This window comes from Mangrovivirga cuniculi (assembly GCF_005166025.1).
Taxonomy (GTDB): domain Bacteria; phylum Bacteroidota; class Bacteroidia; order Cytophagales; family Cyclobacteriaceae; genus Mangrovivirga; species Mangrovivirga cuniculi.
Window position 1 is genome coordinate 439,458 of the sequence record NZ_CP028923.1, and the last position, 24,658, is coordinate 464,115.

Here is a 24,658-nt window from a genome sequence, read left to right on the forward strand (position 1 = left end):
AAAAGCTGTTTTATTTTGATTTTGGATATATTAAAGATAATACAATAAACACGAATGCTGAAGCGGTAATACCGAATACATTAGGATCCAGATTATACGGAAGTTTAAAGTACACATCCAGATAGTCAACGTGAATTATCTGTGATGAGTTTATTGAACTGATAATTTTCCCGGGACTTAATGATTGAGTTGCAATTCCTGACAAATCAACCTGGTTTGATAATTCATTAAACCTGGCCATAACTTCGGGCCCGGTTAGAGTAGTAGGCAGAGTTATTTTATTTGCCTGTAACATTGCTGTAGCCAATCCTCCGGTAATCATTCCCCAAAAGGCTCCTGTCGGACTGCTTCTTTTCCAGAAAAGGGCTCCCATGATCGGAACAAATAATCCCGAAACCATAAAAGCATAACTGTATAACATCAGGCTTAATACATTCTCCATTACGCTTGCAATGAGAATTGCTAATACTCCGACGGCTAAAGTGACTATCTGTGATAATCTTAAAACCGATTTTTCTGAATCAAACTTATTTGTAAACTTCTGAATGAAATCTGAAACGATGTTTCCTGAAGAAGCCATAAGGCAACTATCAGCTGTTGAAAGAATAGCAGAAAAATAGGCTGACATCATTAACCCTAAAAGACCAACCGGCAAAATGGTTCTCAATAACATCGGAAGTCCTTGTTCGGGATCTGTCTGAGCTATATTTTCTGCTCCCAGGTAATCAAACATACCCTGGTCTGCAGCTACACGTGCAAAAAGTCCGAGTGCTACCCCCATGAACGCCATTATTGGCCATTCAAATAAGCCTGCAATGTACCATGCTTTTTTAGCGGTTTTTACATCCTTACAGGCATAAATTCGTTGGTATAAAGTCATTCCGACAAACCAGATCGGAATAATTGTAACCACCCAATACACAATATCCTGCCAACTGATATTTGCAAGCGAAAGCATTTCGGGTTTTACTGTACCCCGAATTCCTTCAAGCCCACCAATTGCATAATAAGAGAGTGGAATTCCGATAAAAATTAGGCCGGACAATAAAATTATCCATTGAATTGTATCGGTATAGATTACTGCTTTTATTCCTCCCATCACTGTGTATACCACAGCTATTGATCCCATTATGATCAAAGCCGTAGATAAATTAAGTTCCTGGAAAGTACCTGAAGCTAATTTTGCGCCGGCTAATATCTGTGAACTTGTAAATCCTGCATAGCCAATAGCGGATATAACGGCTGCAGTGATCGCTACCTTTTTATCAAAGAAATACTCATAAACCTGGGGCATGGTGTGGAATTTACTGAATGCAGCATTTCCCCTAACTACCGGGATAAGAAATACAGCGGCGAGCCAGGCTCCGAGCAATCCGGTAAAAAGCATCCAACTCCCGGAAATTCCCATCGTAAATCCTAATCCGCCAAGGCCAATCGAAAATCCACCTCCGACATCAGTTGCAACTACACTTAATCCGATATGCCAGCTCGACATCCCTCTACCACCTACATAATAATCATCCAGTCCTTCATTTTTTCGTAAAAAGAAGAACCCAACACCTAACATGGCAATCATGTAAATGGCAAAAATGGCCAGGTCTATAATATTCATAAAGAGATTTGATTTCTACTGAACTTTCTTTTTGCTTTAGTGCTACTAAAAATGGTTGTGATAACTTTTTATTAAAAATAGTTTCAGGTGAAACAAAATTAATATGAAATTATCCGTTGTGCCAATTAAAATGTTTTATTCCTTGGAATTTGATATTATCTCACCGGTTGTTAATAATGGAGAAGCATCAATTTTGCCTGCATCCATTAAGTTAACCAATGTATTAATTGATGATTTAATCTGATTAATTTCTATATCGTCAAGTTTTTCCAGACTGGTCTCCAGCTTTTCCTGCATCAGGGGAGGAATTTTGTCAAAAGAATCCTGGCCGGTTTTAGTTAATGCGATGAGGCTGCTTCGCTTATCTTCGATTCTTGGAAGTCTTGCTACATAACCTTTTGATTCCAAACGCTTTATTATTCCTGTAACAGTGCTCGCATTTAAATTTAAATGGGCTTTAATATCTTTTTGCGTTGCCATCCCTTTGTCTGACTGCTTAAGAAATTTCAAAGTGAGTAATTGGGGAATACTAAGACCATATTTTTTTTGAATCCTTTTACTTTCAAGGTTTATGGCTCTTATTATCCTTCTCAAATCAATAAGAATGTCAGTATATTCCATTTTGTTCCTGCAGAAAATATTTTCTCAAAGATAAATAAATATTTGAATGAATTTTAGCGATAAATAAGGTCTATATTTTTCATTTGTACCATTAATGCAAATTAAGATGCTTAAACTGTTGACAATAAGATAATTGTTGCCTATTTTCGACACATTCCAAAAATTTTTTAACCATTTAGCCGCTAAATTTAAAGAATGAGTCCAAGAGAAATCAGTAAAGTTTTTATTATCGACGATGAGCCTATTTGCAATAAGTTGTGTAAAAACATGCTTTCATATCACTACCCTCATTTTAGTGTAAATGAATATACTGATCCGGATGAAGCATTGAGAGATTTAGAAAAGGGAGAAGACCCGGACTTGATCATTCTTGACATCCAGATGAAAAATATGTCAGGCTGGCAATTTCTTGACAAGTATAATTCAAGTAAAAAAAAGGGTAAAGTTCTAATAGTAAGCAGTTCGCCAGATTTTAATGATTTTAAGAAAGCAAAAGATCATGAAAGAGTGTACAAGTATATAGTTAAACCTCTTGACACTCTCAAGGTGGCTAATTTACTTGAACCAGCTAAAATTTTATAGGTCCTGCTTAATCTTCATCGAAGCTGTCAGCTTGAAATCCATTGAATTTCTTTTTCAATTTGTTTTCTGTGATCTTGTGATTCACAGTGTAGGACGGATCGAGTTCCAGTCTAACTAATCTTTTATCTGCTAATACGAGCATTAGTTTCTGATAGTCATTCTGAAATTCCTGAGTTCTGCGTGCTTCTTTAAATGCATATTTTCTTGCAAAAGCATCAGCCTTGGTGATCACTTCTATTTTTAACTCTGCAGCGATATTTCTTTTTTCCATGAGATCTTGTGCAGAACGCCCAATAACCTCGGTTGCTTCCAGCGTATTTATTGTTACAACAGTAGTTCCACCTACTCCGGAAACCATTTTACTTGCATCGCCTTCAAGAAAAATAGGAGAAAGTCCGGTGGTAGCACCTAAAGTCGCATTCAATATGGATCGATTCTTTTTTCCCTTTCTGGCTCTCTTGTAATTTTTTTCTAATTCCTTTTCTTTGTCTTCCAGTTGTTCACTTAGAATATAGACCTCACTCAGCACATTAATATACTGTTCGTAAAAGATCTTATCCTTTTTAGCCAGATTTTCTGCGTGCTTTACCAAAATAGTGACATTCTTTTGATCCTTTTTACCACTTTTATCCATAGCAAAAAATGTCAGTTTTGCACTATCTATTTTTTCCTCTTCTGAGACAAAATCATAATCAGGAGTCCAGATCATCTCATATTGTGATTCCGTATTTTTTCTCAAAGCTGAATCATCAATTTCCGCTTTATCACTCACAAAATAAAACCCACTTATATCATCGTCTCCGTTAGGGTCTGATAAGAAAAACTTAATATTTACTGTTGAGTTTTCATATATCTCTATAATATCCGTTTGGGGTACCATGCTAATCTGCGGTGGCAAATCGATCTGAGTAGTTTCAATAATAAGCCTTCCTTCAGATCTTGCTTTATAAGGTTGGTCTTCTACATAAAATTGTAATTCATATGGAGTCCGGCGTAATTTATTAAATTGATAACGAGAGGGTTTCCAGGTAACCTCACCTGACTGAGAAACTTTTAGTCCTTGCGGAAGTCTGGCAGGATCTGCAAAAAACACAACTGGATCACCATCGGGATCTGAGAAAGCCTGTTTATCGATTTGATATTTATTTTCAACACCATACTGAACATAAAACTTATTAATAGTCGAGGTTCTCGGCTTCCGGTTCTTATGTTTTACACGAAACCACAATGTTTCTTCTGATAAAATTTCATCTCCTTTTCGGATAAAGACAACCGATTGAAAATCTGTAAGGGAATCAAGTCTGTTTACTGTAGAATAATCAGGAGCTATAAACAAGGTATCATTCTGGATATAAGAAAATTTTCTGGCTGTTCCCCGTAAACCTATCTCGACAGAATCAGAAGATACCGAAGCATTTACGGGTAAAATAAGAGTATCTCCTTCTTCAATAGTATAGGTACTTTGAGGAAAAGATAACAAATTTTCATTCGTATTTTGTGCAAATACTACAAGTGTTTGAAAAACAAACCATGCTATTAAAAAGACTTTCTTTCCAAAAAAATTATTCATACTTTTAAAAATCCAAATACGCTTATTCTAAAATTAAGAACGTTAAAGATAAATGTAATACCACTATTTATGTACGCAATCATAAATATTATCTTACATTTGAAGGATAATATTGAAGGGTTTTTTCCTTTCATAGTTTTTTTTTACTAATTATGCGTAATAAACAGGCAATTAAACAGTTTTACTTATTGAAGATTAATCTCTTTCATTAAAACTGTAAAAATGTTGCATTTATCTACCATTGATTACATAAGCGTTAACGGTAATCTTTGAATAGATATTTAAATATTAATATATTAGCATTCATTTTTTTCAAAATAGCATAGCACAATGAAAAAACTTTCAAGAACTGCAAAACGCTTATCACTTTTTTTATGTGTAGCAGCAGTGATGGGTTCCTGTAAAATGAAGACGCAGCCAAATGCGCAAAACCCGGGACCTGTCAGTACAACAACCGGCTTAGAATATAATGCTGATGAAGGCTTTCAGGTCAGCGAATACCGCGACCAGCCTGTGGGACCAAACCTTGTATTTATCGAGGGAGGAAGAACGGTACTCGGATCTTTCGAAGAAGATATCATGAACAGTCGTGATAACGTCGAAAGAACTGTTACAGTAGCCAGTTTCTATATGGATGAAACTGAGGTAGCCAACATTCACTGGTTAGAATATCTTCATGCCATTAAAAAAGACTCAACTCCTGAGTTTTATCAATCAGCTCTTCCAGACACTACTGTTTGGAGAAAAGAACTGGCATTCAATGATAGTTACGTAGATCATTATCTAAGATATCCTGGTTTCAGATATTATCCTGTTGTAGGAGTTAGCTGGATTCAGGCAACAGATTTCTGTAAATGGAGAACTGCAGTAGTTAACCAAAGATTAAGCGAAGAATCTGGAATTGAAGTAGATGCTAGTTCAGGAGGCAGAATTCCTCTGGAAAGTGGTGTTGTTGTTCCGGATTACAGACTACCAACAGAAGCTGAGTGGGAATATGCAGCTTATGCATTGATCGGTACTCAGTGGTTAGACGAAATTCAAACACACTCAAGAATTTATCCTTGGGATGGTCATGCATTAAGAAATCCATACGGAAAAGAAATGGGTTACTTCCTTGCTAACTTCAGAAGAGGTCGAGGTGACTACGCTGGTATTGCCGGTAAGTTAAATGACGGTGCAATGATCACAGCTTATGTATATGATAACCCACCAAATGATTACGGTCTATATAATATGGCAGGTAATGTAAACGAATGGGTACAGGATGTTTACCGCCCACTATCATTCGAAGATGTTGATGACCTTAACCCATTCCGAAGAGGAGGTTTCCTTGATGAGGAAGATGGTTACGATACTGAAAACTTTAACTCTCTAATCAGTAACAGAACTAGAGTTTACAAAGGAGGTTCATGGAAAGATGTTGCATACTGGATGTCTCCAGGTACCAGAAGGTACTTAGAAGAAGATTCAGCGACATCTACTGTTGGATTCCGTTGTGCTATGATTAGAGCAGGATCTAATTACTAGTAAATAAAATTTTGAAAAAGAAAACCCTGGCTAATTAGTCAGGGTTTTTTTATTTGGTGATAGCCAGAGAGATCACACCGATCTGAAGTTCTTTACTAATGTGATCCGGAATACATTCATATATCGCCTCCAGGGTAGCACCGGTAGTTACTACATCATCTACTAATATAATCTTTTTCGGTACGTCTTTATGATCTTTGAAAATATAGGTTTCCGAAGTGTTTATCCATCGGTCCCACCGCGATTTACTTGTTTGGCTTTCCATATTAAAAGCTCTGTATATTAAATCGTTCCTTAACTCACAACCAATAGCCCTGGACAACCCCTTAGCAAATTCTTCGCTTTGATTAAATCCTCTCATAGATTTTTTCTTTGCATGAATCGGAACCGGAATTAAAGTGTAATCTTCAAGTTTTGTGTTGTTTTCTATTAATAACTCTCCATACCTGATTCCCAGGTCAAAAATTAACTTTTTATTTCCCTTATATTTGATTTCATCTAAAAGAATACTGGTTTGATTTCCTTTCCGGTAAAATAAATAAGCCAATGCAAATGCAACCGGAAACCGAATACTCAACCGATATCTTAATTCATTCTGAAAGAAATGGTGAAAATCTGTAACCGGAAGGGAAGAAAGACAGTTAAAACATAGTCCCTGATTTTCCTTTTTTAATAATAGATTGCCACACGAATGGCAATATTCAGGAAAAAATAATGAAATAAAATCGGAAAGCATTGAATAATGTTTTGGTTGTGTTTTCAATTTCGGTTTCAAAATTTAGCTTTGCATTCTTATAAATAAAAATATATGAGTAATTCAGTTACAGAATTTAATGAGTACCGCGCAAAAATGAACGATGAGATTCTGGGCGCTAATAATAAAATATTAAAAAGAATCTTTAATCTGGACACAAATGCTTTTCAGGAAGGGGCTCTAGATAAAAGAACAAAGGAAATCGTAGGCTTGGCTTGTAGTATGGTATTAAGGTGTGATGATTGTGTTAAGTATCATTTGACAAAATGCCATGAGCTAAATCTAAGTGATGATCAGGTTTACGAGATTTTCTCTGTAGCAAATTTAATTGGAGGAACTATAGTCATTCCTCATTTACGCAGAGCCGTTGAGTTCTGGAATGAATTAAAACAAAGTGAAACAAATGATCTATAAAAAAGATCTTGACCTTGAAAGGTCCTGGCAATCTTTACTTAATAAGCTGGAGGATTCGGTAGGCAAAAAACCTGCTGATCTTAATAGCGTATTATTTTTAATTGGTGTCCAGGAATTAGGTTATGGCCCAAAAAGATTTTCGAAAGAACAAAAACAAGATTTAATGCATATTGCTATTTGCAAAGTATTGAGTCTTTCCGGATATTATGAACTTGAAGGAATTGATGAAGATGGATGGCCTCACTGGAAACCTGTAAAGAAATTACCACATTTTGACTTGCTTGATCAGGAAAAACTGTTAAAACTTAATATTATCGATTATTTTAATACTGAAATGGATTTTAATATTGAGTAGGTATTAAACGGAAGCCCCTCTTTCTCCGTTTAAAATATATTGCTTAGTTTAAGTTTTCAATTAAAAAAATAATATAGATAGTATATCCAAAAATATCGCCAAGTATAAGAAACGATTTTATACGCGCAAGCTGATAAAGAATAGCATTATTGGTTTGACTTCTTTTTTGGGAATATACCTTATCGTTTCAGCCCTGGAATATTTTTCCTATTTCTCAGGGTCAGTGAGGTTTATTTTATTTTTAATTCTGTCAATTACATTTATTTCATTAGTAATCGCAGGCTTGATTATACCCTTTATTCGGCTTTTACGATCTGATAAATTACTTACTGATGAGAGTGCTGCAATATTTATAGGAAAACATTTTCCAGAAATAAATGACAGGTTAATAAATACATTGCAGTTACGATCTATCTCTTTAGGCGATCAATCATTAATTCAAGCTGAAATTTCCAAAAGGATAAATGAACTGGATAAATTTGATTTTTCAGATGCGGTAAATTTTAGCAAATTAAAAAAATATCTCAAATACGCTGCTCCTCCTATTGGATTAGTTTTAATCCTTTTATTTTTCTATCCTTCCTTTATAACTCAAAGCACAGAACGACTGATTAATTTTGATAAACACTATGTAAAACCAGCTCCGTTTAATTTTGATCTTCTATCAAATACACTTACATATAAAAGAGGCGATAAAGCGATAATTTCAGTGAGTTTAAAAGGCGAGAAGATTCCTGAAAATTGTTATTTAGTTACACCGACCAGAACATATTCACTAAACAAATCAGAAGATAATACTTACTCTTTAATCATAGAACAAATTCAAAGAGGTTTTGAATTTTACTTTGAGGCAGCAGGGTATCAATCTGTAACATATAATTTAAAAGTTGTCGACAAGCCAATGATAACTTCTTTAAATATTCAGGCAGATTATCCCGCATATACAGGACTTAAAGATGAGAGCTTTAGTAACACAAATAATATTATAGTTCCTGAAGGAACCAAGCTTTTATTCAATTGGCAAACACAATTTGCTGACCAGGCAGTCATTTCAGATGACACCAACAGAATAATTAAAAATATTAGTCAAAATATAAGTAAATTAACTTATAATAAAAGCGCTATTTTCCCTCAGAATTTATCACTTTCACTCATAGGTAAGGATGGCCAAAAAGAAATAGCTTCAAATATTGAACTTTCAGTCATAAAAGATAAATATCCGGCCATCGAATATCAAACCCAACTTGACAGTGTACTTTATTCCTATGTTATTATAGGAGGGAAGGTTACAGATGATTATGGATTAACAAGATTAAAGTTATTTTTCAGAAATAATCCTGAAAAAAAATTCCGTAGCATTAACATTTCAATACCCAAGCAAAACAGCGCGGGTTTTTATTATCAATGGAATATTGATTCCTTATTAAATAATTCTGATTACGGGGTAGAATATTATCTTACTATTTGGGATAATGATGCGGTTAACGGACATAAAGCGACCAGTACCTCAAAGCGAAACCTAAACCTTCCAAGCACAAAGGAAATTAAAGAGGAACTTGCTCAAAGAAAGGCTGAAACAGAATCAGGTATTCAAAAACAAATTGAACAAGCACAAGAATTAAACAAACAACTTGATGATGTCAATCAAAAGCTTAAAACGAAGAAAGAATTAGAATATAATGATAAGCAGGAATTGAAAGAGGTTCTTGAAAAGCAGGAAGAGCTTAGAAAAGAGCTTCAAAAGATGAAAGAATCTTATAATGAATTAAATGAGCAGCAAAAAAGGTTTAATAAATTAGATGAAAACCTAAAAAACAAGAGTGAGAAGTTACAAAAGTTAATGGATGACCTTTTAGATGAGGAGACTAAAAGGTTATATGAGGAGCTTCAAAAAATGCTTGAAGATCAATCAAATTTAAATGAGATTCAGGAACAATTAGAGAATATCCAATTCAATGAAAAGGAATTAGAACAAAACCTTGACAGAGCATTAGAACTTTTTAAGCAACTTCAATTTGATCTTAAGCTTAAGGAAAATATTGATCAGTTAGATGAATTACAAAAGGAGCAGCAGGAACTTTCTGAGCAAAACGAAGGAAATCAGGAGCTTAACAAGCAAGAAAAGATTAAAGAAGAATTTGAAGATTTAAAAAACTCCATGGATGAGCTGGAGGAAATCAATAATGAATTATCAAATCCGAAAAATCTTGAAAACACAGAACAGGAACAGGAGAATATTGATGAAAATTTAGAAAAAAGCATAGAAGAACTCCAGAAAAATAGTAATCCTTCAAAAATTAATGACCAACAGAAAAAGACAAATGAAGAGATGAAAAAGATGCAACAGTCTCTTTCTGGCATGCAACAAAGCATGGAAATGGAATCTATGAATGAAAATCTGGATGACTTAAGATTTTTACTTGAAAATTTAATTAAAATCAGTAAAGACCAGGAGGAACTTTTTCAATCTCTTTCAAAACTTGACAATAGTGATCCTCGTTATAAATCACTGTCTAATAAGCAACTAGAAATAAAAAATGATTCTAAAATTATTGAAGACAGCTTGCGAAGCCTGGCTTCAAGAGTTTTTGTGATTGAAGCGACAGTAACCCGGGAGCTTGCTTCAATGAATAAACAAATAGATGAAGCGGTAACTCTTTTAAAGGAGAAAAAAGTTAAGGAAGCAGTAGCTGATCAGCAATTTGCAATGATGCATATGAACAATTTGGCCTTATTATTAGATGACGTTATGCAGCAAATGCAACAAGCGATGGCTAATGCAATGGGTATGCCTAATAATAAAGATGGTAAACAACAAGGAATGCCAGGCTTAAAACAGCTTCAGCAACAATTGAGTGATAAAATAGAGCAACTAAAGAAAAGTGGTAAAACAGGAAGGCAACTTTCTGAAGAACTTGCTCGTTATGCAGCAGAACAGGAGAGAATAAGAAGAATGATGGAGGAAATGAAAGAGGAGCTAAATAACGAAGATGGAGGTTCTGGAATAGGTGGTGATATTATAAAGAAAATGGAGGAAAATGAAGAAGACCTCGTTAACAAGAATATCACGGAAAAAACCATCGAGCGTCAAAAAGAAATCATGACTCGAATGCTTGAATTTGAAAAAGCAATGAAAGAAAGAGAAATGGACGATGAACGAAAAGGGGAGACGGCTAAGGAGGATTACCAGAAAATACCACCATCATTTAAAAAATATATAAGGGAGATGGAAAAAGAAATAGAATTATTAAAGACGGTTCCATTAAATTTGAACCCTTATTACAAAAGAGAAGTAAATAAGTATATTAACAAAATACAAAAAACGACAAACTAAAAATGAAATCTATTAAGATTGATTTTCCCTCCATTACGGAAAACATTCGCATTGTAGAAAGTTTTATCGACAATGCGAAGGAAAAATATCAATTGACAGATGAGGTTTACGGTAACATAATGGTAGCTGTAACAGAGTCTGTAAACAACGCGATCCAGCATGGAAATAAGAATGTGATGGATAAAAGTGTATATTTATCACTAATATTTACCGAGGGGTCAATACAATTTGAAATAGAGGATGAAGGAGAGGGTTTCGATTATGAAACGCTTCCAGACCCTACTGCACCTGAAAACATTGACAAACCCGGTGGGCGTGGAATCTTTTTAATGAAACACCTTAGTGACGAAGTTGCATTTGAAGATGAGGGAAAAAGGGTGATATTAACTTTTTATCTTAACTAATGGATCAATCTATTTCTTTTCACTGCGAGGATATTTCATTTGATCTTCAATCAGAAAATCAGGTTAAAGAATGGATTAACCAGATGGCAGATTTTTACGATGTAAAAATCAATGATATCAATTATATCTTTTGCTCTGATAAATATTTATTAGATATCAATAAAGAATATTTGAATCATGATTATCTAACCGACATTATCACGTTTGACAATAGAGAATCTGAAAATGAAGAAGTAGAGAGTGATATATTTATAAGCATTGATCGTGTAAAAGACAACGCTGATTCTTTGGGTTTGTCGTTCAACGAGGAAATCAGAAGAGTAATTATACATGGATTTTTGCATCTGGTAGGATTTAAAGATAAAACAGATGAAGAATCAGATAATATGAGATTAGCTGAAGATAATGCATTAAACAAATACAACAAGATGTTCCACGTGGAACAATAATTATAATAAATAATCAGTAAGAAAATTATTACAACTGTTCCACGTGAAACACTTAACAATACTGTTCCACGTGGAACAATTTAATTATAGAACTATATGTTTCAAGAGTACGATGTTATTGTAGTTGGTGGTGGTCATGCAGGTTGTGAAGCTGCTTATTGTGCTGCTAAGATGGGATCTAAAGTTTTATTAGCTACCATGAATATGAATACTATAGCGCAGATGTCATGTAATCCGGCTATGGGTGGTGTGGCTAAAGGACAAATAGTCCGAGAGATAGATGCTTTAGGTGGAATGTCAGGTATTGTATCTGACAAATCAATGATCCAATTCAGGATGCTAAACATGTCTAAGGGTCCTGCAATGTGGTCTCCCAGAACACAAAATGATCGAATGCGGTTTGCGGAGGAATGGAGATTGGCATTAGAACGCAATACAAATGTTGACTTCTGGCAGGAGATGGTGACTGGCCTTGTTGTAAAAAACAATAAAGTTACCGGTATTCAAACTTCCCTGGGCTTAGAAATAGGAGCAAAAGCTGTCGTATTAACAAATGGAACATTCTTGAATGGCCTTATACATATAGGTGAAAAACAATTCGGAGGTGGAAGAGCAGGGGAAAGATCTGCAAAAGGTATTACAGAACAACTGGTATCTCTTGGTTTTGAATCTGGAAGAATGAAAACTGGTACACCTCCCAGAGTAGATGGTAGATCATTAGATTATAATAAAATGACAGAACAGGAGGGAGATGAAAATCCTGGGAAGTTTTCTTTTAGTGACGAAACAAAACCACTAATTCAACAAAGATCATGTTACATTACCTATACAAGTGAAGAAGTTCATGAAACATTGAGACAGGGTTTTGATCGATCTCCAATGTTTAATGGAAGAATACAGGGACTAGGACCGAGGTATTGTCCTTCCATTGAAGATAAAATAAATCGATTTGCGGAGAGAAACCGTCACCAGATATTTGTAGAACCAGAAGGATGGGACACTGTTGAAGTATACGTTAATGGTTTCAGTACATCTTTGCCTGAGGATATACAATACAACGCCCTAAAAAGATTGAAGGCTTCGAGAATGTTAAAATGTTTAGACCTGGCTATGCTATCGAATATGATTTCTTCCAGCCAACACAATTAAAAAATACTCTGGAAACTAAAGGTGTTGAAAACCTTTATTTCGCAGGACAGATAAATGGTACTACTGGTTATGAAGAAGCAGCTTGTCAGGGATTAATGGCAGGTATAAATGCTCATAATAAAATCAATGATAAAGACCCTTTTATTCTATCAAGAGACGAAGCATACATTGGAGTACTAATTGATGACCTGATCAATAAAGGTACTGAAGAACCGTATCGTATGTTTACATCCAGAGCTGAATTCAGAATTCTTCTTCGTCAGGATAATGCAGATCTTCGACTGACTGACATAGGTTATAACCTCGGGCTGGCTGATGAAAAAAGGGTAGAAGCGGTTAACAATAAAAGAACAGATCTTAAACATTTACTTAATGATCTGAATCAAAAAAAGGTTACCCCGAAAGAAGTTAATGAAACATTAACTGAAATGAATTCTGCAGGCCTTAAAGAAAAGCAAAGCCTGAGCCAACTTATAAAAAGACCAGAGCTCTCAATTAAAAAGGTTAAAGAATTGACTCCCGTAACGGATGAGTATCTTGGAAAATATCAAGACATCATTCTCGAGCAAGCAGAAATTCAGATCAAATACGATCATTATATTACCAAAGAAAAACAAATGGCCGAGAAGATGAAGAATATAGAAACTCATCGAATTCCTACAGCTTTTGATTATGATAAATTATCAGCCCTCTCAGCTGAAGGTAGGGAGAAACTAAAAAAGATATCTCCTGAAACCATTGGCCAGGCTTCAAGGATTAGCGGGGTTAGCCCTTCTGACATTTCAATATTAATGGTTTATTTAGGTAAATAATGAATAAGATAGAAATAAAAGATTGCCCCATCTGTGGGCATTCTTCTTTTATAGACATTTTTAAATGCAGAGATAATACAGTAAGCGGTGAACTTTTTCAGCTAGTAGAATGTAGAGACTGTGGGTTTAGATTTACTAGTCCAAGACCAGCAGATGAACATTTAGGTGAGTATTATAAAAGTGATACCTATATTTCTCATTCAGATACTGATGAAGGACTAACGAATAAAGTATATAAAAGGGTGAGGGATTTCAGTCTCAAAATTAAATACAATCTTGTTCGTAAATACAGTAAAGACAAAAATGGAAACCTACTGGACGTCGGAGCAGGAACCGGATACTTCGTTAACTTCTGCAATAGAAATGGTATGCAAGCAGAGGGATTTGAGCCTGATTCAGATGCTCGAAATGTAGCAAAAACAACACATGGTATTACCTTAATTGACAACTGGGAAAAGATAAATAAAAATTTTGATGTTATAACTATGTGGCATGTGTTGGAACATGTACCGGACTTGAAAAATCAATTTGAAAGGTTAAAAGCGATTCTTAAACTCAATGGAATCCTGATTATTGCAGTACCCAACAGAGAAAGTTTTGATGAGAAATATTATAAAAGTGATTGGGCAGCATATGATGTTCCCAGGCATTTATACCATTTCAGAAAAAATGATTTAATAAAATTAGCATCAGATTTTAATATTAAATTCGTTGATGATAAACCGATGTGGTTTGATGCTCCCTATGTTTCTATCCTTAGTGAAAAACATAAGAAATCATATATGGCAACAATCAAAGGAAGTATCTTTGGCATGATATCTAATTTAGCCTCATTATTTACAAACCAGCAATCCAGTAAAATATATATTTTTAGAAATGGGAAATAAATACTTTTTAATATTCATCTTTATATTAATAATTTCCTTATTTGGAAATTCTTGTGCCAACCAGGTTCCTCCAACTGGTGGACCTAAAGATACAATTCCCCCTGAGTTGGTTAATATATATCCCGATGATCAATCAACCAATGTAACTCCGAATGAAATAATTTTAGAGTTCAATGAAGATATTAAGGCAAATAAAATAAAAGAAGAACTAATAATAAGTCCCAGGATTGAAGACTATACATACAGTGTAAAAAGAAACAAACTTACTATTACTATTAATGATGAGCTTGATTCCAATACAACTTATACACTAAATTTCCGCGAGGCAATTGGAGATCTTAATGAAGATAATAGTCCGGAAAATTTATATCTGGCATTTAGTACCGGATCATATATTGACTCTCTTTCCATCGGTGGAAAAATAAAAGATCTATTCACAGGGGAACCTTCAAAACAAGCTATTGTAGGATTATATATTCCAAACGATACTGCAGATTTTAGAGAGGTTAAACCAAGATATGTTATAGAAACAAATGATTCAGGTTTATATAAATTTACAAATATTAAAAATGGAAGATATCTTCTGAGAGCTATAAAAGATCAAAATAGAAATCTCTTGCTCGAATCAAATTCCGAATCGTTTGCCTTTATACCAGATACCCTGGAATTAAATTCTTCTTTACAGCAGGTAAATATGGATATGATAAAAATCAATATCCAGGATATTAAATTAAACAATTCTAGACCTGACGGTTTAAATTTTGCTGTTAATTATAATAAAGGAATAAGTGTTGAAAAACTACAATCTATAAATGATAAAGAAATACCTGCATTCAATCTTTCTTCGAATAATAAAAAAGTAATATTCTATCCTGATACTACGATGATCGATAGTATCCATACAGTAATTACAGTATCCGATTCTATTGATAATACAGCGACAGATACTATATGGATTAAACGCAGACCATCGAGGAGAGGGAGCGAAGAGTTTACTACAAAAATTAATTCTGATAGAAAATTAGTATTAAATAATACTGTTTACTCAGAAATAATATCTAACAAACCCATAATTAAAATAATAAAAGATAGTTTAAAGCTATATTTAGATACAGTTTTGATAGATGAGGATAATTACCAGATAAATACTTCACTTATCAACGAATATAAAACTATTGCAGCCACTACTATATTATTTAATGATACCTCCTTCGTTTATGATATTATTAGAAATGATTCATTGAATAAAATCAACAGAAACAAAATCATTCTTAATTATAGTACCGCTTCATTTATATCAGTAAGAAATGATTCATCTCAAAGTTTAAATCAAAGTTTCACATTTCCAGACAGGGATAAGTATGCGATCCTTTCTGGAGCAATTGAAAATCTTACTTCCGGAGCAATCATTCAACTTCAAAAAAATAATAATGTCGTCTATGAGAAATACGTCACTGAAGAAAATCCGGAGTATCGATTTGATTTTGTGGAGCCCGGTGATTATAAAATGAGAATAATTGTCGATCAAAATAATAACAGACAACATGATATAGGAAACATCTTAAAAGGAATACTCCCGGAACCAATAATTAATAATGTAAAGCAATTCAATCTGAGAGAAAAGTGGGAATATACGGGGGAGAATTTTGATATGGATATCCTGTTGACAAGTGAGTCATCAAATGTGGATAAAGGTTAATAACTTATCGAGGTATTCAACATCAACAATAAAATAAAAGTTATCCCTAAAAACAGGACCTCAATCCACAGACATATGTTGGGAAGAGTTATATACAAATAGCTAAAAAACTATATCAACATAAGTGGATAACTTTTTCCGGTAATCGAATCCGGGGTGTTTAAATAAAGAAATAAATAAAAGAGGGAAGTGGATAACTTTGTAGAGAAAAATTAAGTAAATTAATAGGAGGTAGTTTTCCACAAATCCACAGTATAATAGTTTTTAATAATCTTTTTTTAAATAATATATATTAATATATATAGGGGAGTTGAATTTGTGAATAAGTTAAAAAACATCATTTTCTATTCAGTTTTATTATTCTTTATTCCGGTAATAATAATTGGACAAGACCGCGACAGGATTGCGCTTGCCGATTCATATTATAAGGAAGGATCTGTTGATAAAGCTTTAACGATTTATAGAGATCTTTCCGGATCCCGGCTTAACACATCACTTATCCACAAAAATTATTTTGATATTTTATTAAATAAAGCCCTTTATGACGAGGCACAAGTTCATCTCGATAAACTGATCAAACACAATCCTGATAATATTTTTTATCAAATCGATCAGGGCATTCTATATAAGTACATGAATAAAGATAGAAAGCTGGAAGACCATATGGATATGTTGGTAAATCGCATTGCATACAATCCATCACAAGTTCAGATGGCTGCACATTATATGGTAAGAAATGACCTTTCTGATTATGCAGTAAAATCATATTTAAAAACGAGAGATGTAACCGGAAAAGCAGATATGTATGCAATAGATCTTGCTAACATATATCGTATTTTGAATAGAAAAGACGAAATGGTCAATGAGTTTCTACTTTTCGCAGAGCAAAATCCCCAGAATATATCTTACATTAAAAGAGTCTTTCAGGTATATCTTACAGAAGATGATTTTCCCAGTTTGAAACAATTGTTGATCGAAAGGATTCAAAAAGAACCTAATAATTATCTTTATAACGATCTGCTGGTTTGGGTTCATATTCAGATGAATGATTTCTTTGGTGCTTACATCCAGGCGAGGGCATTTGATAAGAGAAGAGGAGCTAAAGGTCAAATAGTATTAAACCTTGGAAATACTGCGCGAGCAAATAAGGAATATGAGATAGCTGAGAGGAGCTATCAGTATGTAATGGAGCAATACCCTGACAAGGATCATTCGAACTACGTGATAGCCAAGAAAAGCCTCATAGAGGTGAAGCAGGAAATAGTCATTAACACCTATCCAATTGATAGTGTCAGAATCAAAGATCTTATCACAGCTTATTCTGAATTGAAGGAGGAGATTGGAATTAATAATTATGTACTCGAGGGCCTAAAAAATAAAGCATATTTACAGGCTTTTTATATGGGAAATGTGGAAGAAGCTGTAGAAACATTAAAGTTTGTAATTAATTATCCAGGTGTAAAAAAAGAACTTCGGGATGAAGCTAAATTAGATTTGGGTGATATCTACCTGTTAAAGAGGGAACCCTGGGAAGCTACCTTGCTATATGGACAGGTGGATAAGGCAAATAAGGAAAGTGATATAGGGTTCAGGGCAAAATTGAGAAATGCGAAATTATGGTATTACAGTGGTGATTTTAATTTAGCAAAATCACAGCTTGATGTTTTAAAAGAAGCAACTTCCAGAATCATATCGAATGATGCAATGGAATTGAGTTTGCTTATACAGGATAATCTTGCCTATGATACTTCTTCAGTTGCACTGCAGCGATTTGCAAAAGCTGATCTTTATATTTTTCGAGGCCAGTTAGATAGTGCAGAAAGTATTTATAATGAAATAATTAATAAATATCCTGAAGATCCAATAATTGATGAAGCCCATTATCAACTAGGAAGGATTTATAAGTTAACCAACCGATACGAAAAAGCAATTAATGAATTTAATATCGTCATTGAAAATTATTCTTTTGATATAAAAGGTGATAATGCCCTTTATGAAAAGGGAATTTTGCTTGAAGAAAAAATTGGAAATGTTGATGAAGCAGTAATAATCTATCTTGAGTTTTTAAAAAAATATCCGGCAAGTGTTTATTCGACAGATGTACGGAGGAGATTGCGACTTTTAAGAGAAGGAGATCAGAGTTCAGATTCAGGATCTATTTAAAATAAAAAAAGGCCGGTTAATCACCGGCCTTCTTGTTTATATTTTTTATAAGTAATTATCCGTTCATTGAAAGAAGGAATTCTTCATTACTTATCGTACCTCTCATTTTACTTAAAAGGAAATCTATCGCTTCATTAGAATTCATGTCTGACATGTATTTTCTAAGTATCCAAATTCTTTGAAGTTCTTCTCTATCGATCAACAGATCTTCCTTACGAGTACCCGATGCCATTACATCAACAGCAGGATAGACACGTTTATTAGATAATTTTCTGTCGAGCTGAAGTTCCATGTTACCGGTTCCTTTGAATTCTTCAAAGATGACTTCATCCATTTTCGATCCGGTGTCGATTAATGCTGTAGCAATTATTGTTAAGCTACCACCATTTTCAACATTACGGGCTGCACCAAAAAATCTCTTAGGTTTGTGAAGAGCATTGGCATCAACACCACCAGATAATATTTTTCCTGAACTAGGAACTACAGTATTGTATGCCCTTGCCAGCCTGGTAATAGAATCTAACAGAATCACAACATCGTGACCTGATTCAACCAGCCTTTTTGCTTTTTCCAGAACCATGCTCGATACTTTTACATGACGTTCTGCTTGCTCGTCAAAGGTTGAAGAAATTACTTCGCCATTAACGCTACGAGCCATGTCGGTAACTTCTTCCGGACGCTCATCAATAAGTAAGATCATCAGGTAGCATTCCGGATGATTTTCTGCAATAGCGTTGGCAATTTGTTTAAGAAGAACAGTTTTACCGGTTTTCGGTTGAGCAACGATCATTCCACGCTGACCCTTACCGATAGGCGCAAACATATCTAAAATTCTAACACTGTAATTATCCGGACGAGTACTTAGTTTAAGTCTTTCTTCAGGAAATAACGGAGTTAGATATTCGAAAGGAATTCTATCCCTGATTTCTTCAGTGGTTTTTCCATTGACAGTTTCAACTCTCAATAGGGCAAAATATTTTTCACCTTCTTTTGGAGGTCTGATCTGACCACGAACGGTATCTCCGGTCTTAAGACCAAAAAGTTTAATTTGAGAAGGTGAAACATAAATGTCATCCGGGCTGGCCAGATAATTATAATCAGATGATCTTAAGAAGCCGTATCCATCCTGCATGATTTCAAGAACGCCTTCATTAATGATAACGCCTTCAAATTCTTTCACGCTGAATGCTTCAGAACCATTTGATTTTTGATTACTTCTTCGTCCCTGGCTTTTGTTTTCTCTACTATCTCTATTATCCCTGCTATCTCCTCGGTCTCTACCTTTGGAACTAGTATCTTTATTGTAAAATTCTTTAGATGAACTTTTAGAGTCGGAATGTTTTTTTGATCCGCTGTCAGATAATTTTTTCTTATCATTGTCAAATTTTGTGATGCTTTCGTCTACTTTCATTTCAAAATCTTCCAGATTTTCTTCAGCAGATTTTTCGCCGGAACTTTCTTTCTTGTTACTCGTGGCTACGGGTTGCTTAGTTACGTTTGCTCTTTTAATACGCGTTCTCGGTCTTTTGCTAGGTTTTTCCTGATCTTTGGATGGGCTACTGTCTTCAGATTTGTCTTTCTTCGAAGCTTTTGAAGGATTTACAGCTTGCTCATCAAGAATGGCGTAGATAAGATCTTTTTTGTTTAACTTTTTAAAACCCTTAATCTCGAGTTTTTCTGCAATTTCCTTCAATTCTGAAAGAAGTTTCAATTGCAATTCTTCAATGTTGTACATATACATTAATAAAACAGGAGTGTTTAAGATGATTATTTAAAAATAACCAATAGGTAAATTTGATTTATTGAAATTTAGATGTGATACTGGGCAACAGATGTGCCACCCGTGTATTGCAATATTATACTAAGCTCTTGGCTTTAACAAATTATTTTAAGTTTAATTTAATAAAATTAAATCTGTTTTCCTACGATATAAAAAATGGTTTAATTTTAGGCGGAAATTTAAATAGGAATATAAAATGTTAGAAATACAGCGGGTACAACAAAATAAATCTGATGCGATTGCCGGATTAAAAAAGAGGGGAATCAATAATGCAGAAGAATTACTTGACCAGGTTATAGCGCTAGATCAAAAGCGAAAAGATACCCAGACTAAATTGGATAGTATATTAAGTGAGTCTAAAACCTTGGCTAAAGATATAGGACGCTTGATGAAAGAAGGCAAAAAGGATGAAGCCAATGCAATAAAAGAAAAAACTTCCGCTTTGAAAGAAGAAAGCAAAAATTTAGCTGAAGATCAAAAAACAGTAGAAAATGACTTGATCAAGGCTTTATATGATATTCCTAATGTACCTCATAAAAGTGTACCCGCAGGAAATAGTGAAGAGGATAATGAGGAAATACGAAGTTGGGGTACAATTCCTGAACTTCATGAAAATAATAAACCACACTGGGAACTAATTAAAGAGTATGATATAATAGATTTTGATCTTGGAGTTAAGATAACCGGTGCGGGATTCCCTGTTTATAAAGGAAAAGGATCTCGATTACTTAGAGCAATGGTCAATTTTTTTCTGGATGAAGCGGCAGAAGCTGGTTATACAGAAGTTCAACCTCCATTGGTGATTAATGAAGCAAGTGGAATAGGAACAGGTCAGCTTCCTGACAAAGAAGGACAGATGTACCACATTACTGAAGATGATTTATATTTAATTCCTACAGCTGAAGTTCCAATTACAAATATGTATCGGGACGTGATAATAAAGCCGGTAGATCTTCCTGTTAAAAATGTTGGTTATACGCCTTGTTTCAGAAGAGAAGCCGGATCATGGGGTGCTCATGTTAGAGGATTAAACAGATTACACCAATTTGATAAAGTTGAAATTGTTCAGATAACTAAACCTGAAGATTCGTATTCGACTTTAGAAAAAATGTGCGAACACGTTGAGGGGTTATTGAAAAAACTGGAGCTTCCTTATAGAGTGTTAAGACTTTGTGCCGGTGATTTAGGATTTACTTCTGCCTTAACATTTGATATGGAAGTATACAGCGCTGCACAAAAAGATGGTTGGAAGTAAGTTCAGTCAGTAATTTCGAAACGTACCAGGCGAATAGGTTAAAGTTGAGATATAAAAATGAAAATAATAAAACTCAACTACTTCACACTTTAAATGGAAGTGCCCTCGCATTACCGAGAATTCTTGCTGCGGTAATGGAAAATAACCAGGATGAAAAAGGTATAAAAATACCCGATGTTCTACAAAAGTACACCGGGTTTGACAGGATCTAATCCTGTTTTTATTTTAAAGAAGACATCGAGCTAATCAGGTTTTTGACCTGATTTTTGCTCGATTTATAGGTTTTATACAAATACCTTTGAGTTCTTTTAAATTTTATTGCATTCAAAATCGATCGTGAAAGGTTTTCTCCTGATATATTTTTATCAAGTAAATAATCCTGAATATTGAATGAATAGAACTCTTTATAATTATCATGCTTAATAAGGGTAACAGCAATATTTTCTGTATCCTTATTTTTTTGAAGATCTTCAAGCATTTGTTCAATCTCTACTTTATCAAGATTCTCATCGTCAATTACAATACATCTGGGTTTTAAACTCAGCGCCTTCTGCAAGGATTCTTTAAGATCAAAAGCGGTATCAAAATTAAATGATATTGTCCTAATTTTTTTTAAAAACTGAATAAGTTGACTTAGGTAGCCCGGGTTATTACCTACAAATAATACTTTCAGATCTTTTCCGTCGAGTATTGAATTGTAATCGTTTAAAGTTAAGGTTTTGGTTTTCATATTCTTATTATTTGTATTCCTAAAACGATCAGGGGGCATACATGGTTCTTCTACCCAATCAGTTTTCGATGAATAAAAGAACCATCTTATTAAATATAATTATTTCAACATAAAATTTCAGTTTTTAGATGTTAATTTTCCTTAAGGGCAATGTTAATTATTCTTTGCAATGCATTGCCATAATCAGAAAAATTTCCTCTGGTGACCTGTCTGTTTATTACCGATAGATCATCTTTTAATCTATTTAGTGCTGCCGTAGCGGCTACTTTTATTTTTAAGTGAGTACTATCATTTTCAGCATCTATGAATTTTGCAAGTGTATTGATGTATTGCATTTGTAGCGCCTGACGGAAATTATCGGGATTATTTCTAGAGTTGAATTCTTCAAACAGGCTTTCTTCTAAATCAATAAAAAACTCATTAACACTGTATTGATCATCTCCGTGTTTGGATTCTAAATCGATCATCCGCTCTAGTCTATCTTCATTCATCAATCCTCTTAATACGCTCAATTGAACTGAAGAGATTCTTTTTACCTTGTCATGATCATCTATTTTTTCTAGTACATCTTTGTTTATAAGCCACTTTGGAGTTTTAAAACCATTTTCGTAAACAAAATTTAACGTACTTTTCTGACGGGATTTGGATATAGGTACAAACATTGGTCCTTCCTGGCCAAAAACTTTTGGTTGCCTGAAAACTCCGCCTACATTATTGGCTGAGTGAAAAAGATATCTTCTCCATTGGCCAATAACCTGGTTATATAATTCTTCTAGTTGGGAATAGTCTTCTCCCTCTTCAAAAGTCCATTCAGGTAATTTAGGAACAATTTTTTTCAGGTTAGCAATACCATATTTTCCAGCTTTAACAGGATCATTGCCCAGATCTTCAGTTTGTGAAGTAGGATCTATAATATTTCTTTGTTGAGGGCCATAGCGATAAATCAGGGAATCGCCTTTATCTACAAGCCAGTCATTTAGAATTTCGTTCTGTCTCTTCTGATCGGTATCCGGAAAATATCGGTAAGCCCATTCGATTGAATGAAAATCATATGGACCGATTTTAGGCAGGAAAGAAACTCCTTTATCTTCAGGTTGAGCTATATAATTAAATCTGGCGTAATCCATAATTGATGGAGCTGTTCCCATTTTGGCAGTAAATTCCGGTGATCGTAAAGAATCTACAGGGTAAGCATAACTAGAACCCATGTTATGAGGCAGCCCCAGGGTGTGACCAACTTCGTGAGCAGAAACGAATCTGATAAGTTTGCCCATCACTTCGTCTTCAAATTTTACCTTTCTCGCTTCCGGATTGGCTGCAGCAGTTTGAATAAAATACCAGTTTCTCAGAAGATTCATCACGTTGTGATACCAGATAATATCTGATTCAAGAATTTCACCGGTTCTTGGATCATGCACATGAGGTCCCATAGCATTTTGAATTGGATTACTCACGTATCTTATTACTGAATACCTCACATCTTCCGGACTCCAGTAAGGATCTTCTTCTTTACTTGGAGGATCCTTAGCTATTATAGCATTTTTAAAACCAGCTTTTTCAAAGGCAATTTGCCAGTCTTCAACGCCTTGCTTTATATATTTTCTCCATTTTTCAGGTGTAGCCGGATCTATATAGTAAACTATTGGTTTAACCGGCTCGCTTAATTCCCCATTTTTATATGCTTGCACATCCTTGGGAACTAATTTCCATCTGGTGATGAATCTTTTGGTTTCAGCTCTTTGCTCATCTACACCATAGTCGTATTGTCTTACACTAAAAAAGCCTACCCGAGGATCATAGTTTCTTTTTTGCATGGGAATTTCCGGTAGCTCGATAAAACTCTGATTCATTTCAAGCGAGAGAGATTGACTGAGTTTATTATCAGGAAGTTTAGTTCCTTCATAAGTTAATACATGGCGCACTTCTACATTTTCCGGAAACCCTTTTATCCTTTTAATAAAGCTTCTGGAACCATCTAATTTCTTAATACCAAATTCTTTTCTCTGATCATCATCAAGGGGACCGATAAGATTTATATCCTCGGTAAATAATGAAGTTGCATCAAAAACATAGCTACTATCAGAGCTAATGGTTTCTATTTCAAATGATTTGATAATTGGTTCAAAATTATTATTTCTTACCGATTCATAAATCGGGTGGTCATTGTCAGCAACAGAATTATATGACACGGAGCGTAACAAAATATTGTCATTTTGTTTTTCCCATCTGATTACCTGTTGAGGTCTTGATTTCATTCCGGCACCGCCGAAGTTAAAATTTCGAATAGTTGCAGATATTCGGCTTACAACAAGAATTTCTTTATTCAGTAAATCTTCATCAATTCCAAAAAAGATTTTTCCGTCCTTTTTTTCGTAAATGGTAAAAAGCCCGGTATGTACACTATCCTCAGCGCTTATTACTTTTGAAAAGGGTTTTAGACCATTGTCTGATTGCTCAGTATTATCCTTATCCTTGTTCTTTTTTTTTCTTTTCTGGGCGAAAGTATCGATATCTGCTAATATCAAAATCAGCAAAACACCCGCAAAAAATATGTTTTTCAT

General features: G+C 34.4%; 17 protein-coding genes and 2 pseudogenes. 12 read left to right on the plus strand and 7 right to left on the minus strand.

What is annotated here, in order from left to right; translation table 11 throughout:
- Positions 1 to 10 precede the first annotated feature (10 nt).
- Both DCC35_RS02060 and DCC35_RS02065 read right to left on the minus strand, forming a co-directional pair.
- Positions 11 to 1,612: a sodium:solute symporter family protein gene (locus tag DCC35_RS02060; RefSeq protein WP_137089225.1), complete on the minus strand. Its 1,602-nt coding sequence runs from the start codon at positions 1,610 to 1,612 to the stop codon at positions 11 to 13.
- Between the two features lie 135 nt (positions 1,613 to 1,747).
- A complete protein-coding gene (locus DCC35_RS02065; protein WP_137089226.1) occupies positions 1,748 to 2,233 on the minus strand; it encodes a MarR family winged helix-turn-helix transcriptional regulator in 486 nt (161 codons plus the stop codon).
- Positions 2,234 to 2,428: 195 nt separating this feature from the next.
- Here DCC35_RS02065 and DCC35_RS02070 point away from each other — a divergent pair, with 195 nt between their 5' ends.
- Positions 2,429 to 2,815, plus strand: coding sequence for a response regulator (locus DCC35_RS02070; RefSeq protein WP_137089227.1), 387 nt, complete (start codon positions 2,429 to 2,431; stop codon positions 2,813 to 2,815).
- 7 nt (positions 2,816 to 2,822) lie between these two features.
- On the opposite strand, the gene DCC35_RS02075 is transcribed toward DCC35_RS02070, so the two are convergent.
- Positions 2,823 to 4,385 (minus strand): hypothetical protein, encoded by a 1,563-nt coding sequence (locus DCC35_RS02075; protein ID WP_137089228.1) that lies wholly within the window; start codon positions 4,383 to 4,385, stop codon positions 2,823 to 2,825.
- Positions 4,386 to 4,715: 330 nt separating this feature from the next.
- On the opposite strand from DCC35_RS02075, the gene gldJ reads away from it, so the two are divergent.
- Positions 4,716 to 5,912, plus strand: a complete 1,197-nt coding sequence (gldJ, locus tag DCC35_RS02080) for a gliding motility lipoprotein GldJ (RefSeq protein ID WP_137089229.1) — start codon at positions 4,716 to 4,718, stop codon at positions 5,910 to 5,912.
- Positions 5,913 to 5,961: 49 nt separating this feature from the next.
- Here the strand turns inward: gldJ and DCC35_RS02085 are convergent, their stop codons facing one another.
- Positions 5,962 to 6,648 (minus strand): ComF family protein, encoded by a 687-nt coding sequence (locus tag DCC35_RS02085; RefSeq protein WP_137089230.1) that lies wholly within the window; start codon positions 6,646 to 6,648, stop codon positions 5,962 to 5,964.
- Positions 6,649 to 6,720: 72 nt separating this feature from the next.
- On the opposite strand from DCC35_RS02085, the gene DCC35_RS02090 reads away from it, so the two are divergent.
- The 9 genes and pseudogenes from DCC35_RS02090 (at position 6,721) to DCC35_RS02130 (ending at position 18,332) form a co-directional block, all read left to right on the plus strand.
- On the plus strand, positions 6,721 to 7,080 hold the full coding sequence (locus tag DCC35_RS02090) for a carboxymuconolactone decarboxylase family protein (RefSeq protein WP_137089231.1): 360 nt from the start codon (positions 6,721 to 6,723) through the stop codon (positions 7,078 to 7,080).
- Positions 7,073 to 7,435 carry a hypothetical protein gene (locus tag DCC35_RS02095; protein ID WP_137092575.1) on the plus strand — a complete coding sequence of 121 codons (363 nt, stop codon included), beginning with the start codon at positions 7,073 to 7,075 and terminating at the stop codon, positions 7,433 to 7,435. The genes DCC35_RS02090 and DCC35_RS02095 overlap by 8 nt, the downstream gene beginning before the upstream one ends.
- Before the next feature lie 166 nt (positions 7,436 to 7,601).
- A complete protein-coding gene (locus DCC35_RS02100; protein ID WP_137089232.1) occupies positions 7,602 to 10,769 on the plus strand; it encodes a DUF4175 family protein in 3,168 nt (1,055 codons plus the stop codon).
- Positions 10,770 to 10,771: 2 nt separating this feature from the next.
- Positions 10,772 to 11,173: an ATP-binding protein gene (locus tag DCC35_RS02105; protein WP_137089233.1), complete on the plus strand. Its 402-nt coding sequence runs from the start codon at positions 10,772 to 10,774 to the stop codon at positions 11,171 to 11,173.
- Entirely contained in the window at positions 11,173 to 11,622 is a 450-nt protein-coding gene (gene ybeY / locus DCC35_RS02110) for an rRNA maturation RNase YbeY (protein WP_137089234.1), read from the plus strand. The genes DCC35_RS02105 and ybeY overlap by 1 nt, the downstream gene beginning before the upstream one ends.
- Before the next feature lie 96 nt (positions 11,623 to 11,718).
- Positions 11,719 to 13,583, plus strand: a pseudogene (gene mnmG, locus DCC35_RS02115) (tRNA uridine-5-carboxymethylaminomethyl(34) synthesis enzyme MnmG).
- Complete coding sequence (locus tag DCC35_RS02120; protein WP_137089235.1) at positions 13,583 to 14,470, plus strand: methyltransferase domain-containing protein; 888 nt, start codon at positions 13,583 to 13,585, stop codon at positions 14,468 to 14,470. The pseudogene mnmG and the gene DCC35_RS02120 overlap by 1 nt, the downstream one beginning before the upstream one ends.
- Entirely contained in the window at positions 14,460 to 16,169 is a 1,710-nt protein-coding gene (locus DCC35_RS02125) for an Ig-like domain-containing protein (protein ID WP_137089236.1), read from the plus strand. The genes DCC35_RS02120 and DCC35_RS02125 overlap by 11 nt, the downstream gene beginning before the upstream one ends.
- Before the next feature lie 318 nt (positions 16,170 to 16,487).
- Entirely contained in the window at positions 16,488 to 18,332 is a 1,845-nt protein-coding gene (locus DCC35_RS02130; protein ID WP_137089237.1) for a tetratricopeptide repeat protein, read from the plus strand.
- 55 nt (positions 18,333 to 18,387) lie between these two features.
- On the opposite strand, the gene rho is transcribed toward DCC35_RS02130, so the two are convergent.
- Complete coding sequence (rho, locus tag DCC35_RS02135) at positions 18,388 to 20,067, minus strand: transcription termination factor Rho (RefSeq protein WP_137092576.1); 1,680 nt, start codon at positions 20,065 to 20,067, stop codon at positions 18,388 to 18,390.
- 241 nt (positions 20,068 to 20,308) lie between these two features.
- Here rho and serS point away from each other — a divergent pair.
- Positions 20,309 to 21,579, plus strand: a pseudogene (serS, locus tag DCC35_RS02140) (serine--tRNA ligase).
- 8 nt (positions 21,580 to 21,587) lie between these two features.
- On the opposite strand, the gene DCC35_RS02145 reads toward serS, so the two are convergent.
- Together DCC35_RS02145 and DCC35_RS02150 are read right to left on the minus strand one after the other, a co-directional pair.
- Entirely contained in the window at positions 21,588 to 22,097 is a 510-nt protein-coding gene (locus DCC35_RS02145; protein WP_137089238.1) for a hypothetical protein, read from the minus strand.
- Positions 22,098 to 22,228: 131 nt separating this feature from the next.
- Positions 22,229 to 24,658, minus strand: coding sequence for a zinc-dependent metalloprotease (locus DCC35_RS02150; protein ID WP_137089239.1), 2,430 nt, complete (start codon positions 24,656 to 24,658; stop codon positions 22,229 to 22,231).

Excerpts from the sequence above, each read along its gene's own strand:
- DCC35_RS02150 (WP_137089239.1), bottom strand. The coding sequence starts at position 24,658 with ATGAAAAACATATTTTTTGCGGGTGTTTTGCTGATTTTGATATTAGCA.
- DCC35_RS02070 (WP_137089227.1), top strand. The coding sequence starts at position 2,429 with ATGAGTCCAAGAGAAATCAGTAAAGTTTTTATTATCGACGATGAGCCT.
- DCC35_RS02085 (WP_137089230.1), bottom strand. The coding sequence starts at position 6,648 with ATGCTTTCCGATTTTATTTCATTATTTTTTCCTGAATATTGCCATTCG.
- DCC35_RS02075 (WP_137089228.1), bottom strand. The coding sequence starts at position 4,385 with ATGAATAATTTTTTTGGAAAGAAAGTCTTTTTAATAGCATGGTTTGTT.
- rho (WP_137092576.1), bottom strand. The coding sequence starts at position 20,067 with ATGTACAACATTGAAGAATTGCAATTGAAACTTCTTTCAGAATTGAAG.
- DCC35_RS02145 (WP_137089238.1), bottom strand. The coding sequence starts at position 22,097 with ATGAAAACCAAAACCTTAACTTTAAACGATTACAATTCAATACTCGAC.
- ybeY (WP_137089234.1), top strand. The coding sequence starts at position 11,173 with ATGGATCAATCTATTTCTTTTCACTGCGAGGATATTTCATTTGATCTT.
- DCC35_RS02090 (WP_137089231.1), top strand. The coding sequence starts at position 6,721 with ATGAGTAATTCAGTTACAGAATTTAATGAGTACCGCGCAAAAATGAAC.
- DCC35_RS02060 (WP_137089225.1), bottom strand. The coding sequence starts at position 1,612 with ATGAATATTATAGACCTGGCCATTTTTGCCATTTACATGATTGCCATG.
- gldJ (WP_137089229.1), top strand. The coding sequence starts at position 4,716 with ATGAAAAAACTTTCAAGAACTGCAAAACGCTTATCACTTTTTTTATGT.
- DCC35_RS02125 (WP_137089236.1), top strand. The coding sequence starts at position 14,460 with ATGGGAAATAAATACTTTTTAATATTCATCTTTATATTAATAATTTCC.
- DCC35_RS02120 (WP_137089235.1), top strand. The coding sequence starts at position 13,583 with ATGAATAAGATAGAAATAAAAGATTGCCCCATCTGTGGGCATTCTTCT.
- DCC35_RS02105 (WP_137089233.1), top strand. The coding sequence starts at position 10,772 with ATGAAATCTATTAAGATTGATTTTCCCTCCATTACGGAAAACATTCGC.
- DCC35_RS02065 (WP_137089226.1), bottom strand. The coding sequence starts at position 2,233 with ATGGAATATACTGACATTCTTATTGATTTGAGAAGGATAATAAGAGCC.